This is a genomic window from Halostagnicola alkaliphila (assembly GCF_055379965.1).
In genome coordinates, this window is the sequence record NZ_AP043826.1 from 1274690 (window position 1) to 1289837 (window position 15148).

At 62.6% G+C, this 15148-nt stretch carries 14 protein-coding genes; 6 read left to right on the plus strand and 8 right to left on the minus strand.

Annotated elements, in window-relative coordinates; genetic code table 11:
- Nucleotides 1–60: 60 nt before the first annotated feature.
- The 5 genes from ACZ5C7_RS11465 to coaBC all read right to left on the minus strand — a co-directional run bounded on the left by ACZ5C7_RS11465 (nucleotide 61) and on the right by coaBC (nucleotide 6041).
- Nucleotides 61–1137: an ABC transporter permease gene (locus ACZ5C7_RS11465; RefSeq protein WP_464376438.1), complete on the minus strand. Its 1077-nt coding sequence runs from the start codon at nucleotides 1135–1137 to the stop codon at nucleotides 61–63.
- Entirely contained in the window at nucleotides 1130–2083 is a 954-nt protein-coding gene (locus tag ACZ5C7_RS11470) for an ABC transporter permease (protein WP_464376439.1), read from the minus strand. Before ACZ5C7_RS11470 ends, ACZ5C7_RS11465 begins: the two co-directional genes overlap by 8 nt.
- Nucleotides 2080–4044 (minus strand): ABC transporter substrate-binding protein, encoded by a 1965-nt coding sequence (locus ACZ5C7_RS11475; protein WP_464376440.1) that lies wholly within the window; start codon nucleotides 4042–4044, stop codon nucleotides 2080–2082. Before ACZ5C7_RS11475 ends, ACZ5C7_RS11470 begins: the two co-directional genes overlap by 4 nt.
- Before the next feature lie 86 nt (nucleotides 4045–4130).
- Nucleotides 4131–4697 carry a hypoxanthine/guanine phosphoribosyltransferase gene (gene hpt / locus ACZ5C7_RS11480; RefSeq protein WP_464376441.1) on the minus strand — a complete coding sequence of 189 codons (567 nt, stop codon included), beginning with the start codon at nucleotides 4695–4697 and terminating at the stop codon, nucleotides 4131–4133.
- A 108-nt stretch (nucleotides 4698–4805) separates the two neighbouring features.
- Nucleotides 4806–6041 (minus strand): bifunctional phosphopantothenoylcysteine decarboxylase/phosphopantothenate--cysteine ligase CoaBC, encoded by a 1236-nt coding sequence (coaBC, locus tag ACZ5C7_RS11485; RefSeq protein WP_464376442.1) that lies wholly within the window; start codon nucleotides 6039–6041, stop codon nucleotides 4806–4808.
- Between the two features lie 200 nt (nucleotides 6042–6241).
- Between coaBC and ACZ5C7_RS11490 the strand changes: the two genes are divergently transcribed.
- A complete protein-coding gene (locus tag ACZ5C7_RS11490) occupies nucleotides 6242–7390 on the plus strand; it encodes an SDR family oxidoreductase (RefSeq protein WP_464376443.1) in 1149 nt (382 codons plus the stop codon).
- 100 nt (nucleotides 7391–7490) lie between these two features.
- Here the strand turns inward: ACZ5C7_RS11490 and ACZ5C7_RS11495 are convergent, their stop codons facing one another.
- Nucleotides 7491–8228, minus strand: coding sequence for an NAD(P)/FAD-dependent oxidoreductase (locus tag ACZ5C7_RS11495; protein WP_464376444.1), 738 nt, complete (start codon nucleotides 8226–8228; stop codon nucleotides 7491–7493).
- Between the two features lie 106 nt (nucleotides 8229–8334).
- On the opposite strand from ACZ5C7_RS11495, the gene ACZ5C7_RS11500 reads away from it, so the two are divergent.
- The gene (locus tag ACZ5C7_RS11500) at nucleotides 8335–8865 is read left to right on the plus strand and encodes an SRPBCC family protein (RefSeq protein ID WP_464376445.1); all 531 of its coding nucleotides are present in this window, start codon (nucleotides 8335–8337) and stop codon (nucleotides 8863–8865) included.
- 162 nt (nucleotides 8866–9027) lie between these two features.
- Nucleotides 9028–10365: a Trk system potassium transporter TrkA gene (gene trkA / locus ACZ5C7_RS11505; protein ID WP_464376446.1), complete on the plus strand. Its 1338-nt coding sequence runs from the start codon at nucleotides 9028–9030 to the stop codon at nucleotides 10363–10365.
- A 57-nt stretch (nucleotides 10366–10422) separates the two neighbouring features.
- Here the strand turns inward: trkA and ACZ5C7_RS11510 are convergent, their stop codons facing one another.
- Nucleotides 10423–11490, minus strand: coding sequence for a M42 family metallopeptidase (locus ACZ5C7_RS11510; protein WP_464376447.1), 1068 nt, complete (start codon nucleotides 11488–11490; stop codon nucleotides 10423–10425).
- Nucleotides 11491–11619: 129 nt separating this feature from the next.
- On the opposite strand from ACZ5C7_RS11510, the gene ACZ5C7_RS11515 reads away from it, so the two are divergent.
- The 3 genes from ACZ5C7_RS11515 to ACZ5C7_RS11525 all read left to right on the plus strand — a co-directional run bounded on the left by ACZ5C7_RS11515 (nucleotide 11620) and on the right by ACZ5C7_RS11525 (nucleotide 14185).
- On the plus strand, nucleotides 11620–12786 hold the full coding sequence (locus tag ACZ5C7_RS11515) for a thiolase C-terminal domain-containing protein (protein ID WP_464376448.1): 1167 nt from the start codon (nucleotides 11620–11622) through the stop codon (nucleotides 12784–12786).
- A gap of 115 nt (nucleotides 12787–12901) precedes the next feature.
- A complete protein-coding gene (locus ACZ5C7_RS11520) occupies nucleotides 12902–13285 on the plus strand; it encodes a Zn-ribbon domain-containing OB-fold protein (protein ID WP_464376449.1) in 384 nt (127 codons plus the stop codon).
- 66 nt (nucleotides 13286–13351) lie between these two features.
- Entirely contained in the window at nucleotides 13352–14185 is an 834-nt protein-coding gene (locus tag ACZ5C7_RS11525; RefSeq protein WP_464376450.1) for a bile acid:sodium symporter family protein, read from the plus strand.
- 46 nt (nucleotides 14186–14231) lie between these two features.
- Here ACZ5C7_RS11525 and mtnP read toward each other — a convergent pair whose 3' ends face one another.
- On the minus strand, nucleotides 14232–15089 hold the full coding sequence (gene mtnP / locus ACZ5C7_RS11530) for an S-methyl-5'-thioadenosine phosphorylase (protein WP_464376451.1): 858 nt from the start codon (nucleotides 15087–15089) through the stop codon (nucleotides 14232–14234).
- Nucleotides 15090–15148 lie beyond the last annotated feature (59 nt).

The window sequence follows — 15148 nt, forward strand, 5'->3', positions numbered from 1 at the left end:
GACCGGTTCTCGACCAGGAGTTCTCGAGTGGATTTTCTAACGGTGCCCTCGCCTTCGAGACTATCGCCGCAACTCGTTTCGAGCGGCCGAACTCGTTTCTCGAGTGTCGAGCGTGTCGTTGATCGCGTCGCCGATGAGGTTGATCGACAACACGAAGAGAAAGATCGCACCGCCGGGAAAGACCGTCACCCACCAACGAACGCCGCCGCCCGGTCCGTGGACGATCGAGTCTCGAGCCCCCTCGAGCATCGTTCCCCATTCGGCGGTCGCCGGCGACAGCCCGAGGCCGAGAAAGCCGAGGGCGGCGACGCCGATGACGACCGTTCCGATGTTGAGCGTCGCGAGGACGATCACCGGCGGGATGGCGTTGGGGACGATGTGCCGAAAAATGACCGACAAATCGCTGGCTCCGAGCGCTTTTGCCGCCACGACGTACTCCGATTCTTTGACGTTCAGGACTTCCCCGCGGATGAGTCGAGCGTAACTCGCCCAGCCGAACAGCGAGAACGCGATCACGAGTTGCCAGTAGCCGCTTCCGAACATCGCGACGATAGCCAGCGCGAGTACGAGTCCCGGGAACGCGAGGATCATGTCGACGATGCGCATCAGTAACTCGTCGATCCACCCGCCGTAGTATCCCGAGATCGAGCCGTATACGACACCAACTGTACTCGTTATCAGGACGACTATCAGGCCGATAGAGATGCTGTACCGACCGCCCGCGAGCACTCTCGAGAAGATATCGCGGCCTTCACCGTCGATGCCCATCGGGTGTGCGACCGACGGCGGGTCGTACGGCGAGACGTCGTGTGTGAGCCAGAGGATATCCGAGGGTGGGTACGGCGCGAGCGAGATCGGTTGGACGGTCACGCCCCAGATTTCGATCGGGCGAGCGACGATCGCAACGATCGACATCGTCGCAACGAAGCAGAGACCGATCAGTGCCGACCGATTTCGGACGAGTTGCTGGACTCCACGTTGCCAACGACGCGGTGGATCGGGTTGAGCGTTCTCGACCCGGTCGGCCGATAGCTCCCCGCTGGTACCGTGCTCAGACGGTAGCTCCCGCGGGGCGACTCGTTCGGATTCGAATCCGCTTATCCGTATTCGGCCGCGCGGGCTTCGCTCCTTACTCATATCTGATCCTCGGATCGAGCACCGCATAGATAATGTCTGCGAGTAGGTTACAGAGGACGACGAACACGCCGGTAAACAACGTGATCGCCACGACGAGGTTAATCTCGTGGCCGTGAATCGCTTCGACGAGTTCCTGCCCGAGTCCGGGCCAGGCGAACACGACCTCGACGACGATCGCGCCCGCGACGATGCCGGCCGTCAACGTCGCCACGAGAGTGACTACGGAACCCAGCGAATTCCGGAGCACGTGTTTGTACACGATCTTGCGCTCCGGGAGTCCTTTCGCCCTGGCGGCGGTGGTGTACTCCTTGTTCAGTTCCTCCGCCATCGAACTTCGGAGCACTCGCATGATAGACGCGCAGGCGGCCGTTCCGATCGTGATCCCGGGGAGTATCAGGTGCCACAGCATCGACGGATGAGAGAGCGGTTCTCTCGGGGGCCGAACGTTCCACCATCCCGCCCACAGAACGAACACGAGGATCAGCAGGAGGCCGAGCCAGAAGTTCGGAATCGAGGCCCCCGAGAGGGCGACGATGCGACTGACGGTGTCTCCCAGCTCCCCCTTTCGAACCGCGGCGTAGATCCCGGCCGGAATCGCGATGGCGAGTGCGAATAGCCAGCCGAAGATGCCGAGCGCGACGGTTTCGGGGAGTCGCAAGAGAAGTACCTCCGAGACCGTCCGGTTCGTCCCGTAGACCTCACCGAGGTCCCCGGTCGCGACGTTTCCGAGCCAGGTCAGGTACTGCTCCCAGACGGCCCCATCGAGGCCGTACTGCGCGCGAAGTTGCGCTTCGTCGGCCGGTGCCACGTTCGGGTTCTGAGCGACCATCCGGCTGATCGGATCTCCCGGCGTCAGGTGCACGAGCGAAAACGTGAGCACCGACACGCCGAAGAGGATTGGCACGATCATCACCAGCCGTCGTAAAATGAACCGTCGAAGGGTCATCGTCGGACGCTCGAGTCGTATCCGCGGTCTTCGATCACTTCCTCGATCAGTTCGATTGCGGCGTCCGGATCGAACGCGTTTTTCTCTCGAAGTTCGGATTCGAGCGCATCGTAATCGGTCGTGCCGGTTCCGTGTGCGAGTTTCGGAAGCATCGTCCAGGCCGGCTCACCCCAGCCGTCGAGGACTTCGTCGACGATCTGTTCTCGAGGAACGAGGTGATTGACGGCCCTTCGAAGCCGGTCGTCGTCCCAGGGCTCGACGGTGACGGGATACTGAAAGAACTGGTAGCCGCCGCTCTGGACCGAATTGACGATGTAGTCGTCGTCCGAGTCGTATTCGTCGAGCGTCGACGAGACGAGACCGAACGTCGCGTCTATTTCCCCGTTTTGCAGGGCAGCACTTCGAGTCGAATCGTCAGGAATGATCTCGATATCGATTTCGTCGATTACGGGACCGGCGGGGAACTCGCCGGAGCCGTCGTACCACTCGAGGGCGTCCAAGCCTTTCTCCTCGAGCCAGTAATCGTCGGTTTTCCTCGCGACGAAGTACCGTCCGTCTTCGAACGCCTCGAACTCGTAGGGTCCGGTCCCGATCGGTGGCTCGTCCTCGAGCGGATCGATTTCGTTGGCTCCCAGTTCCGCCTGCTCGAGGGTGTGAACGTCGAAGCTGGGAAGCTCTCGTTCGGCCTCGGCGTCCGGTATCTGGGCGTAGATATCGACGGTGTACTCGCCGACGGCGTCGGCGTGGAGGACCGAATCGAACGTCTGTGCCGAGTGGGCGGAGTTTTCGTACCGTTTCAGCGTCGAAACGACGTGGTCGGCGGTCAGTTCTTCGCCGTTGTGGAACGTGACGCCCTCGCGGAGGTGGTATCGATACTGCATTCCGTAGACGCCGTCGTCGACCGCGTCCGCCGCGCCGTCCGGGGTGAGCACGCGGACCTCCTCGTCGTCGATCCGATCGTCGTCCGGATGAACCACGATGGCTTGTATCGGCCCGTCCTCGCCGAACTCGAGAGCGCCATCGCCGTCGGCCGGGGTGGGCGTCATGTACGGCTCGTACGCCTTCCGGTCGATATCCTGGATGTCCAACGACTCGTATCGCTTCGCGAGCCAGGGATAGACGTTGCCCTCGGCATCCATCGTGGTCAGCCCCTCGAAGATGACCGACTGCGCGGTCGTCGAGTGGGTGTCGGTGCTGTACGGCGGGTCGAACGAACTGATGTTCGCGCCGATGCCGTATCGAAGCGTGCCGCCTTCCTGGTAGCCCGCCCAGTTGTCCTCCGGCGGGCTCTCCGTGTTTCGGTCGATCCAGGTCAGGACTTCCCCCGCCGGCGAGTGGAGCGCGTATTTCAGCGTCCATTCCGAAAATGGGTACGGAGAAAAGCCACGGACTGCTCCACTTCGAACGTACTCTTCCGTGGTGAACGTGATGACGGAACTTCCGCGGAATTCGGCTAACTCGTGCCAGATCTCGTCGTATCGTCGTTGCCGGAGTTGCAGATCGTCGACGACATCCATCCCGTACCGGGCGCGGTCGATCATCGCGTCGAGTTCGTCGTATCCGAGTCCGTTCAGGTTACAACATTGGCCCTGGTTTGCCGTCCCGTGGAGCGAGTCACAGTAACTCTCCGGATTGAAGGTCCCCGACAGGCTGAGGAACGGAACGTGCCCGCGGTTGGGGTACTCGTCTTCGAAAACTCGCTCGAGATAATCGTCGAAATCGTGCTCTTCGACCTCGACATCGAAGTAGCCGGTGTTCTCCATCACCTGAGCGATAGCGGCCGTCCACTCGAGGCGGTCGGTGTTGTCCGTATCCACCTCTAATCGAACCTCGAGGGGGAACGAAACCCCGTCGTCGTCGGTGAGACAGCCCGCCGAGGTTACAATGATGGCCGAACCGACTCCGTGGAGTAGTTGACGGCGAGTTGGGGCCCCCGCTAACTGGTCGTCCCAGTGGTTCATAACTCAACCATGTGGCTCGGATACACACCCTGTTGTTGTTTCAAGTCGAATTAAAGATTGTGTCGAAGGAATCTCTCGTCCCCTGATCAGTCCCCTTCTTCGTCGACGATAACGACCTCTCCGTCGACGACATCGACGTTGATCAGCGTTTTGACGTGATGGTCAGTGTCCGCAATCTTGTTCTCGCCGCCGACTTTCTTGATTACCGCAACCGTATCGATGACTTCGGCACCGATCCCGTCCAGCGCCTCGAGCACGGCGGCGAGCGTTCCGCCGGTCGAGAGGACGTCGTCGAGAACGAGAACGCGTTCGCCCTCGCGAACGTCGTTGATGTACATCTCGTTTTCCGAGTACCCGGTCTGCTGAGAGATGGCGACTTCGTCTTCGAGTCCGTACTTCCGCTTTCGGATCACGGTTAGCGGAATGTCAGTCATCAGCGATACGGCGGTAGAAATATGAATTCCCATGGCGGCGGGCGTGACGATACGGTCGACTTCCTCGAGTTTCGCCTTCCGAATAATCCGAATAACGATCTCTCGCAGGAGCCCGGGATCGAGTTTCGGAACGCCGTCGCTGATTGGGTGAACGAAGTAATGATAACCCTCTTTCTCGATAATCGGGGCCTCGAGCAGCGACCGCTGTAACTGATCCATGTCGTGGATGGGGTGGTTGGGGAGTAAAAGTTGACGATCCCTCGGTCACCGGCGCGATCAGTTGAAAAACCGATAATTCAGTAACGCGGACGTTCGGTCACGATCTCATCAGGTCGAGGGTTCATCTCCGAGTACGACTGCGAGCGAGTCAGCGATTTCACCGCCGAGTCCGGCCTTCGACCCCTCGTAGCGGGCCGCGTTCTCCTCGTGGACCAACAGCGCGCGCGTCCGATTTGATCCCATGACGCTCGCGTCGTTCGCGACGACGAACGTTAGATCCGTCCGATCGAGGCTCGTTCGCGCCGTTTCGATCATCGCGTCGTCGTCGCCGCTGGTCTCGGTCTTGAAGCCGACGATCGGAAGCGCAGGCTCTCGTTCTCGGACTTCGTCGATCACCTTCGCCGTCGGCTCGAGCTCGAGCGTTCGGTCTTTTCCGGAGCGAAGCTTTTCGGCGCTCGACTCGACCGTGTAGTCCCCGATCGCTGCCGCCGAAATGAGCGCGTCAGCGGCCGAGCAGTGCCCGAGCGTCGTCTCGAGCATTTCCGCGGCGGTCTCGACCTGCTCTAGGCGTGCGTAGGGAAGTCCCACGCCGCCCTCAGCACCCGCCGATGCGCCGGCGACCGCCTCCGCTCGAGCGACGGATTGGGGGCCGACGAGACCGTGGACGAGCGTCACGTCCGCGCCGCGAACGTAGCAGGCTCGCGCGACGGCTCGACCCATCCGCCCCGACGAGCGGTTCGTCAGCACCCGGACGGGATCTATCGACTCGCCGGTCGCGCCGCTCGTGACGACGACGCGCTCGCCCTCGAGCGGCCGATCGCCCGCGGCTCGGGCGGTCTCGCAGACGATGGCGTCCTCGCTGGCGATCTTCGCTTTCCCCTCCTCGACTCGCGGGTCGACGAACTCGACGCCCCAGTCGTCGACGGTGTCGATCGCCTCGAGGACGCCGGGATGGTCGTACATCGGTTCGTGCATCGCGGGGGCGATAACCACCGGCGTATCCGCACCCAAGGCGGTCGTCGCACACGTCGTCACCGGCGTGTCGTCGACCGCGCCAGCGATCTTTCCGACCGTGTTCGCGGTCGATGGCGCGATCAGTAGGACGTCGGCCCAGCCGTCGTACCCGCACAGCTCGACGTGCTCGACGCTTCCCGTGATTTCCGTCACGACGTCGTTTTCGGTGGCGAACTCGAGCGCCCACGGGTGGATGATCCCCCGGGCGCTGTCGGTCATCACGCCACGAACTTCGGCACCCTGTCGTCGCAGTTCGTGGGCGAGTTCGACCGTTTTGACGGCGGCGATCGATCCTGACACCCCGAGCGCGACGTTGACTCCCTCGAGCATTCGTTTGTCTTTCTCGGGGGAGGTATGTTAAGCGTAGCGAGGCTTTCTCTCGTCGTCGCGGTCCGCCTCGCGACGTCACGCCGTCCGTTTTCGCGGTTCCGTGCGGTCGATCTCGCGTCGGCATGCGAATACAGGCGTCGGTGGCAAGCGCGTCGCGGCCCGCGTCACGAGTGACGGACCGAAACTACCGGAGAGATACAATGAGCAACGACAAACCGCCGCTCGAGGAGCAGGTGATCGTGATAACCGGCGCGTCGTCGGGAATCGGGCTGACGACCGCGCGAATGGCCGCGGATCGCGGCGCACAGGTAGTTCTGGCCGCGCGCAGCGAAGACTCGCTCGCAACGTTGAGCGAGGAGATCAACGAAGGAGGCGGCGACGCCGAGTACGTCGTCGCCGACGTGAGCGACCGCGACGACGTGCGCGAAATCGCGAGGATCGCTGAGGACGCCTACGGCGGCTTCGACACGTGGATCAACGGCGCCGCTATCTCCATCTACGGCAGGCTCGAGGACGTGCCGGTCGAGGAGATGCGCGAACAGTTCGATACCAACGTCTGGGGGGTCGTCTATGGCTCGCTCGAAGCCGCAGATCACCTAAAAGACCGCGGCGGGACGATCATCAATATCGGTAGCGTCGTCTCCGATCGCACCATCATGCTGCAGGGGAGCTACTCGGCGTCCAAACACGCCGTCAAGGCATTCACCGACGCGTTACGCATGGAACTCGAGGACGAAGGTGCACCCATCTCCGTCACCCTCATCAAGCCGGGAGCGATCGACACGCCGTATCCGGAGCACGCGAAGAATTACATGGACGACGCGGCGACGCTTCCGGCACCCGTCTACGCGCCGGAGACCGTCGCACGGGCGATACTACACGCCGCGGAACACCCACAGCGGGACGTGACCGTCGGCGCCGGCGGGAAGCAACTGGCCGTCCTCGGGCAGTACGCACCGCGGTTGATGGACACCCTGATGAAAGCAATCTTCGCCGACCAGCAACGGAAAGACCGACCACCGCGACCGCAGGAGGAAAACGCCCTCGAGGATCCCTCTGGCGATCTCGGAGGATCGTCGGACGCCCCCGCGGAGACCTCGGGCGCTCTCGAGCAACGAGGCGGATACGACGGGTACGTCGCCGAGTCGAGCCTCTATACCCGAGTACTGCAGCGAGGGAAGAAACGGAGTTCGCTACTCGGCGGGGCGCTCGTCGCGGGGGCCGCGCTGTACGCGGGATACAAAAAGCGACAAAGCGGGAAGACGAAAGATACCGACCGAACGTCGGCCGAGCGGGCGGACCACCAGTCTCGGAAACGATCCCCGAAACAGTTGATAAAACGCACGTAACGCGGGACCTATTGTCACCTGCCAACTGCTCGGGGGCGTCGGCGGGCGTCTCAGACCAACACCACTTGCGGAGGTGGTCTCGCGGTACAGCCGCTTCGTTTTACTCCCGTTCGACGCTCGGATGCATCGTCGGTTTCTCTTCGAGGGGCTCAGCGAAGGCCTCGAGGATCGTCTCTCGAGCCGCTTCGTCCCGTCGAAGCCGTTCCTCGTCGTCGATTTCTTCACAGCCCGGCGGCACGTCCCGGTCGCGGCCCGTAAAGTACCCCTCAGGGACGACCCAGTCGTGATAGAAGTTGACGTCCGAATCGTGGATCGCCGCCAGTCCGACTTTCGAGCCGTGGCCGGCGGCGACGATCGTCTGGTGGGGTTCGCCGGCGAGTCGCCCCGCCGCGTAGACGCCCTCGACTGCGGTCCGTCCGTCTTCGTCGACGCTCACGTAGTGTTTGCTCCCGCGCTGGATTCGTCCCACGTCGAGGGGTACCAGGTACTCGCTGTCGGACCACGAGGCGGCGATTACCCGCTGGGATTCGATCGGCTCGCCGCCCTCGGTCTCGAGGACGAATCCCGATTCGGGATCCGTCTCGTCGACGTGTTCGACGCTCGAGACGCGACCGAGTTCGACCTCGACGCCCGCGTTCTGTGCCTGTTCGTGGACGAGCCGAAGGTAGCGTCGCGCGTCGATTCCGTCCGGAAAGCCCGGGTAGTTCTCGAGGCTGGCGTTGCGTGCGAGGATGGATTCCCCGCCGTCGATGACGATGGTGTCCAGCCCCGCTCGAGCGGTGAAGATCGATGCGGCGAGTCCGGCAACGCCGCCGCCGACGATACAGATGTCTCGCATAGGTGGCTGTTTTCGTCCGGTGTATAGAAAACTAGTGACTCCTATCGACTCGTTCGACTCGTCACTATACGAAAATTCTTACTTTCAGCGCGGCAATAGCGATATCGTGGATAGGATTCTCCTCAGTACCGTCGCCCATCGTCCGCCCGAGGACGTCTTTCCCTACGTCGTCGCCTTTACCGAGTATCCGCGATACACGGAGCACCTCGAATCTGTCCGGCAACGCCGCGAAGGAGACGAAACCGGCGTCGGCGCGATTTACGACCTTCGGCTCTCCTGGTGGAAGCTCGGCTACACCGCCCGCTCGGAGGTCGTCGCCGCCGAGAGCCCGCACACGCTCGAGTGGGAGCTTCGCAAGGATATCGACGCTCGAGGAACGTGGCGAGTCGAGCCGGAACCCGAATCGGCCCCCGAGGGCGTCGAGACGGCCAGTCGAATCTATTTCGAGGCGGTGTACGATCCTCACTCCGCGGACGGAAACGCGATCTCGCTCCCCCGGTTCGTCTCGCTCGATTGGGTGATCGGCAAGGTCCAACCGCGACTACTCGAGGAGGCTCGGACGGTCGTCCAGCGACTCGTCACCGATATCGAGGGCAAGCCGCGCGATGTCGAGCTGACGGTCCACGAAACGCCGTGACCGTTCCCGTGTGGGGGCTGCTCTTTTCGGTCTATGATCGGTCGCTCCGTAGGTCCGACTTCATGGCTAGATAGCATTCACCTCGTAGATTCAGTTTTGAGCGATAGAAACCGACTTACATCTCCGCCGAATACCCGTTCATATGTTGCAGGTGGCGCTCACGTGCGGATAATCATCGTCGGTGCAGGCGAGGTCGGTTCGAACATCGCCGAAGGGCTCGCCGACGACCACGAGGTCGTCGTCATTGACACCGACTCCGAACGCGTCGAATCGATCACGTACTCGCTCGATGTCCTTGCTATCGAAGGTGACGGAACCACACGTAGCACCCTTCAGGAGGCAGGTATTGAGGACGCGGACATGATGATCGCGTGCACCGACGGCGACGAGACGAACATCGTCGTCTGCGGTGCGGCGAAAACAGTCGACGATCCATTCACGATCGCTCGGGTGAAAAACACGACGCTGTTGCGGACGTGGGAACACTCCGAGGGCGCGTTCGGCGTCGATTTCATGGTCTGTACGAACCTCCACACCGCGGAGGCGATCGTCAAGATCGCCGGCCTCCCGGGCGCTCACGACGTCGACACCTTCGCCGACGGCCTCGTCCAGATGGCCGAGTTCGAGGTCGACCCGGAGAGTCCGATCACCGGAGAGACCGTCTCGGAAGCCGATCGTTACGAGTCGCTGACGTTCGCCGCTATCTTTCGCGGCGACGACGTGATTATCCCGACGGGGGAGACGGTAATCGAACCCGACGACGCCATCGTCGTCATCGGTTCCTCGGAGAGCGTTCGCGGATTCGCCAGTTCGTTGACGCCCGCACCGACCCTCGAGGACGCAAACGAAATCGTCATCGTCGGCGGCAGTGAAATCGGCTATCAGGCGGCTCGGCTGTTCGAAGAAGAGGGACTGTCACCTCGTCTGATCGAAGAGGACCATGAACGCGCTCGAGAGCTCGCCGAATGCCTGCCGGAGACGCTCGTTCTCGAAAGTGACGCGACCGATATCGACTTTCTCGTCCGCGAACATATCGACGAGTCGGACATCGTCGTCGCGGCCCTCGACAGCGACGAAAAGAACCTGCTGGTTTCCTTGCTCGCCAAACGCATCGGCGTCGAACGAACGGTCGGGATCGTCGAGTACGGGGAGTACGTCGACCTCTTCGAGACGGTCGGTATCGACGTCGCGATCAACCCTCGATTGGTCACCGGCGAGGAGATAACCCGGTTCACCCGCGAGCAGCGAACCGAAAACGTCGCGATGCTCGAGTCGGACCGAGCCGAAGTGCTCGAGTTCGAAATCGACCACGACAGTCTGCTGTTCGGCAACCGAATTCGAGACGCCATCTCAAAACTTCCGGACGGCGTCGTCATCGGTGCGATCACTCGAGACGGCGAGTTGATCACCCCGCGCGGCGAAACGACCGTGGAGCTCGGCGATCACGTCGTCGTCTTCGTCGAGACCGAGGTCTTGAGCGAAGTCGCAGCGGCGCTGTAATCGTCGCTCTGTCGCCACCGTTTCTCGCGATCATCCACAATAGCGTGTACTCGTGGGCTATAACGTGTAGTCGTGGCTTCCGTCCTCGCTCTCGAGGAACCCGGTCAGAAGGTCGATCGTCGACGCGATATCGTCGAGGTGTGCCGTCTCGGTGACGGTGTGGAGGTACCGAGTCGGGATCGAGATCGCGCCGACCGGTTTCGCCCCGGCGCTGAACTGGAAGCCCGCGGTGTCGGTGCCGCCCGCGGGCAGGATCTCGTGTTGATAGTCGATTTCTCGATCCTCCGCCACGCTCCGCAACCGGCGGTGGACCTTCGAGTTGGTGATCACGCTCGAGTCTTTGAGTTTGATCGCGGTTCCCTCCCCGAGGTCGGTCACGTGCTCGCCCTCGGAAAACCCGGGAACGTCGTTGGCGACGGTTACGTCGAGTGCGATCGCCAAATCCGGGTCGACGTCGACGCCGAGCGCTCGGGCACCCCGAAGACCGACCTCTTCCTGAACGGTCGCACAGAAGTGGATAGTCACCTCGGGGTTCTCGATCCGGCGTGCCGCTTCGAGCATGGCGAACAAACAGACGCGGTCGTCGAGCGCTTTCCCCGTCACCGTCTCGCCGACGCGTTTGGTCGTCTGCTCCATCGTGACGAGGTCGCCGACGGAAACGCGCTCCTCGAGATCTTCGGTTCGGAGACCGGTGTCGACGAAGACGTCGTCGACCTCGGGGGTCTTCTCTCGGGCTTCCTCGTCGAGGGTATGGGGCGGTGGCGAGCCGATGATCCCCGGAATATCGTCGTCCTCGGCGTGAATCGTGACCCGCTGTGCCTTGAGCACGCGAGCGTCCCATCCCCCGAGGGCGTCGAGCTCGAGGAATCCGAAGTCGCCTTCGCTGCCGCGAACGTGGCTGACCATAAACCCGATCTCGTCCATGTGAGCGGCGACGGCGACCGAGTGCTCACTTTCTCCCTCGAGCGTGCCGACGACGTTCCCCATCGGGTCGGTCTGTACCTGATCGACGCTCTCTTCGAACGCGTCGATAACGTGATCGCGAACTCTGTCTTCGTATCCCGGCACCCCACTCGTTTCCGTGAGGTCCACTAACTCCTGAATGTCCATCGATTCGTCGTTCATACGGGCAATTGGGTGATAATGACTGATAAACTCGAGGAACGGTATCGCCACGATCATCCACGATGCCGTTCGTTCGCTACCGGTCGGGTAACCGCGAGATATTAACCCGTCGCTACGGTATGGTGTGCCATGAGCGAGGTACGCGTTTCGGGTGTCGGACTCACGCCGTTCGGGAACGTGCCAGAACGGACGAGTCGGGACCTCTTCGGGCAAGCGAGCATCGATGCGTTCGAGCAAAGCGGTGTTCCACGATCCGATGTCGACGGCGTTCTTTACGGAAACTTCATGGGCGAACTCTCCGAGCATCAGGGTCATCAGGGTCCGTTGATGGCCGAAGCGGCCGGCGTTCGGGCTCCGGCGACGCGGTACGAGTCCGCCTGCGCCTCGAGCGGCGTCGCGGTAGCCGACGCCGTCAAGCGAATTCGAAACGGGGAGGACGACGTCCTCCTCGTGGGGGGTGCAGAACGGATGACGAACCTCGGAACCGCGGGGGCGACCGAAGCGCTCGCCATCGCCGCCGACGACCTTTGGGAGGTCCGGGCGGGGACAACTTTCCCCGGAGCTTACGCGCTGATGGCCCAGGCGTACTTCGAAACCTACGGCGGGGAACACGAAGATCTCGCTCACATCGCCGTTAAGAACCACGAGAACGCCCTCGAGAACGAGAAGGCGCAGTACCAGCGAGCGATCGACCTCGAGGACGTTCTCGAGGCTCCCCAAGTTTCCTCGCCGCTGGGGCTGTACGACTCGTGTCCGATCTCCGACGGCGCAGCGGCGCTCGTCCTGACGAGCGAATCCTACGCCGACGAGCACGACCTCGACGCGCCGGTCGCGATCACCGGCACCGGCCAGGGCGGCGACCGAATGGCCCTTCATGACCGCGAGTACCTCGCGCGCTCGCCCGCCGCACGAGAGGCTGGCGAGGAGGCGTACGCCGACGCCGGCATCGACGCGGCCGACGCCGATTTCGCGGAGGTCCACGACTGCTTTACGATCGCGGAAGTCCTGGCTATCGAGGCGCTCGACATAGAGCCCGTCGGCGAGGGACTCACGGCGGCTCGAGATGGCCGAACCACGGCCGACGGCGAGACGCCGATCAACCTCTCGGGCGGGCTGAAAGCGAAGGGTCATCCCGTCGGTGCGACGGGAGCATCCCAGATTGCCGAAGTCGCGTCGTTACTCGAGGGCGAACACGTCAACAGCGACGCCGTCGCGGACGCGACGACCGCGCTCGCACACAACGCGGGCGGTACGGTGGCGTCTGCGACGGTTCACGTGTTGGAGGTGGTCGAATGAGCGAGCGTATGCAAGCGAAATCGATGACGGCAGAGCTCCGATCTGCAGGTGGTCGAATGAGCGAGCGTTGCGATCGAATTCGAATACGCCGGAGCATCGCTCCGGAGGTGGTCGAATGAGCGAAGCCAGAGACGCCGGGTTCGACGACTGGCTCGACGCCGCCGAAGAGGGCCAGGCCTACTACCTCGAGTGTCCCGACAACCACGGCTCGCTCCCGCCGCGACGGGTGTGTCCGGAGTGTGGCTCGACCGACCTCGAGCGAACTCCCCTGCCGGGAACGGGGACCATCGAGACGTTTACCGTCACCCACGTTCCGACGCCGTCGTTCGAAGAGGACGCGCCGTACGCGACCGCCATCGCGGACTTCGGCCCGGTTCGGCTTACCGGACAGGTCGCCGGAATCGATCTCGAGGACGTTGAAAACGGACTCGAGGTCGACATCGCGGTTGCGGTCTCGGAGACGACGGGCGATCGGGTGCTGACGTTCGAGCCGGTGTAGTGCTCGACGGCGACAACGACGAATCGAACCCCTTTCGTATCGCGTCGGTAATCGTGCGATAGACGAATGGACGCCGCCACAGTCGCGACGATCATCGATGTCGTTACGATCGTTTTCGTGCTCGCGACGATGCTTTCGATGGGTCTGGAGCTTACCCTCGAAGAGATTTTGACGTCACTGCGGCGTCGCCGACTGCTGGGACGAGCGCTCCTCGCCAACCTCGTGATCGTTCCACTTCTCGCGTTCGCGCTCGTCCTCGCGGTTCCGATGGAGACGGAGTACGCGATCGGATTGCTGTTGATCGCGATCGCACCGGGTGCCCCGTTCGGCCCGAAATTCGCCGAACTCTCGAGAAGCAACATCGCCTTCGCGAGCGGTCTCATGGCTATCCTCGGCGTCGTGTCGGTCGCCACTATCCCGCTGTCCGTCGCGGTTCTCATGCCCGCGGACGTCTCTGTCGATCCGCTCGGAATCGTCTGGATGGTCGTCGTGGCCCAGCTCGTTCCCCTGCTCGTCGGACTCGGCGTGAACGCTCGATACCGGTTCGTCGCGAGCCAGCTTTCTTCGCCGGTCCAACGGCTGTCGACCTGCTCGCTTTTCGTCCTCATCGCGCTTTTGGTAGCCGACAACGCACCCGAATTGCTGGGGCTCTTCGGAACCGGAACGCTGTTCGTCTCGCTCGTCGTGATCGTCGCGTCGTTGCTTCTCGGGTACGTCTCCGGTGGTCCCGCCAGAGGGACGAGGGAAGCGCTCTCGACGACAACCGCCTCGAGAAATGCGGCGATCGCGTTGCTCATCGCGACGACGAGTTTCGACGACTCGAGCGTGCTGACGATAATCGTTGCGTTTAGCCTCATCGGCGTCGTCGTTTCGGCGTTACTGGCCAACGAGTGGCGGTAATCTCTCGCTCGAGGACTGCGTCCCGCTTGCCGATCGAGCCCCGTACTCACCCCTCGAGGTACTCACCAGCTAGCAGCTCGACACGCTCTCGGGTCTCCTCGGGAATCGATTCGGCGGGCGTATTGATCGTTCCCTCGAGGACCGACCACGCGTGGCTCTCGAAGTCCTCGGGCATGGTTCGGATCGAGTGCTCGACGACCTCGTTGATCGACTCCTGGTTGGCCTCAGCGTTCTCGAGGACTTCCTCGAGCGTAACCTCGCTGTCCTCTTTCCAGACGTCGTAGTCGGTGACGCCGGCGACCGTGGCGTAACTCAGTTCCGCCTCTCGAGCGAGTTTCGCTTCGGGAATCGCCGTCATGCCGATGATGTCCCAGCCTTGCTCGCGGTAGAATTCGCTCTCGGCTTTCGTCGAGTACTGCGGGCCCTCGATACAGACGTAGGTGCCGTTCTCGGAGGTTTCAGCGTCCGTCGCCTCCCGTGCGGATTCGGCGAGGTGGGCGACCATCTCGGGACAGTACGGCTGTGCGAATCCCATGTGGACGACCATCCCGTCGCCGAAGAACGTCGGCGTCCGGTGTTTCGTTCGATCGAAAATCTGGTCCGGGATGACGAGCGTCTGGGGTGGAAGATCCTCGCGCAGGCTTCCAACGGCATTCGTCGCGATGATGCGGTCGACGCCGACGGATTTGAGCGCGTAGATGTTCGCCCGGTACTCCGCGTCCGTCGGCGTGTGCTGGTGGTCCGTTCCGTGCCGCGGGAGGAACGCGACCTCCTTCCCGCCGAGTTCACCCATCGTGATGTCGTCGCTCGGTTCGCCGTACGGCGTCGAAACCGCTTCCGTGCGAGTGTTCTCGAGTGGCAGTGCCTCGTAGATTCCGCTGCCGCCGATAACGCCGATTGTCATGGCACTGAATGGGCAGACCAGTGACTAAACGGTACGGGTTCGATTTCAATAGGCGCGGG

Coding starts and splice junctions, on each gene's coding strand:
- ACZ5C7_RS11465 (WP_464376438.1), bottom strand. CDS start 1,137: ATGAGTAAGGAGCGAAGCCCGCGCGGCCGAATACGGATAAGCGGATTC.
- ACZ5C7_RS11470 (WP_464376439.1), bottom strand. CDS start 2,083: ATGACCCTTCGACGGTTCATTTTACGACGGCTGGTGATGATCGTGCCA.
- ACZ5C7_RS11475 (WP_464376440.1), bottom strand. CDS start 4,044: ATGAACCACTGGGACGACCAGTTAGCGGGGGCCCCAACTCGCCGTCAA.
- hpt (WP_464376441.1), bottom strand. CDS start 4,697: ATGGATCAGTTACAGCGGTCGCTGCTCGAGGCCCCGATTATCGAGAAA.
- coaBC (WP_464376442.1), bottom strand. CDS start 6,041: ATGCTCGAGGGAGTCAACGTCGCGCTCGGGGTGTCAGGATCGATCGCC.
- ACZ5C7_RS11490 (WP_464376443.1), top strand. CDS start 6,242: ATGAGCAACGACAAACCGCCGCTCGAGGAGCAGGTGATCGTGATAACC.
- ACZ5C7_RS11495 (WP_464376444.1), bottom strand. CDS start 8,228: ATGCGAGACATCTGTATCGTCGGCGGCGGCGTTGCCGGACTCGCCGCA.
- ACZ5C7_RS11510 (WP_464376447.1), bottom strand. CDS start 11,490: ATGAACGACGAATCGATGGACATTCAGGAGTTAGTGGACCTCACGGAA.
- ACZ5C7_RS11515 (WP_464376448.1), top strand. CDS start 11,620: ATGAGCGAGGTACGCGTTTCGGGTGTCGGACTCACGCCGTTCGGGAAC.
- ACZ5C7_RS11520 (WP_464376449.1), top strand. CDS start 12,902: ATGAGCGAAGCCAGAGACGCCGGGTTCGACGACTGGCTCGACGCCGCC.
- ACZ5C7_RS11525 (WP_464376450.1), top strand. CDS start 13,352: ATGGACGCCGCCACAGTCGCGACGATCATCGATGTCGTTACGATCGTT.
- mtnP (WP_464376451.1), bottom strand. CDS start 15,089: ATGACAATCGGCGTTATCGGCGGCAGCGGAATCTACGAGGCACTGCCA.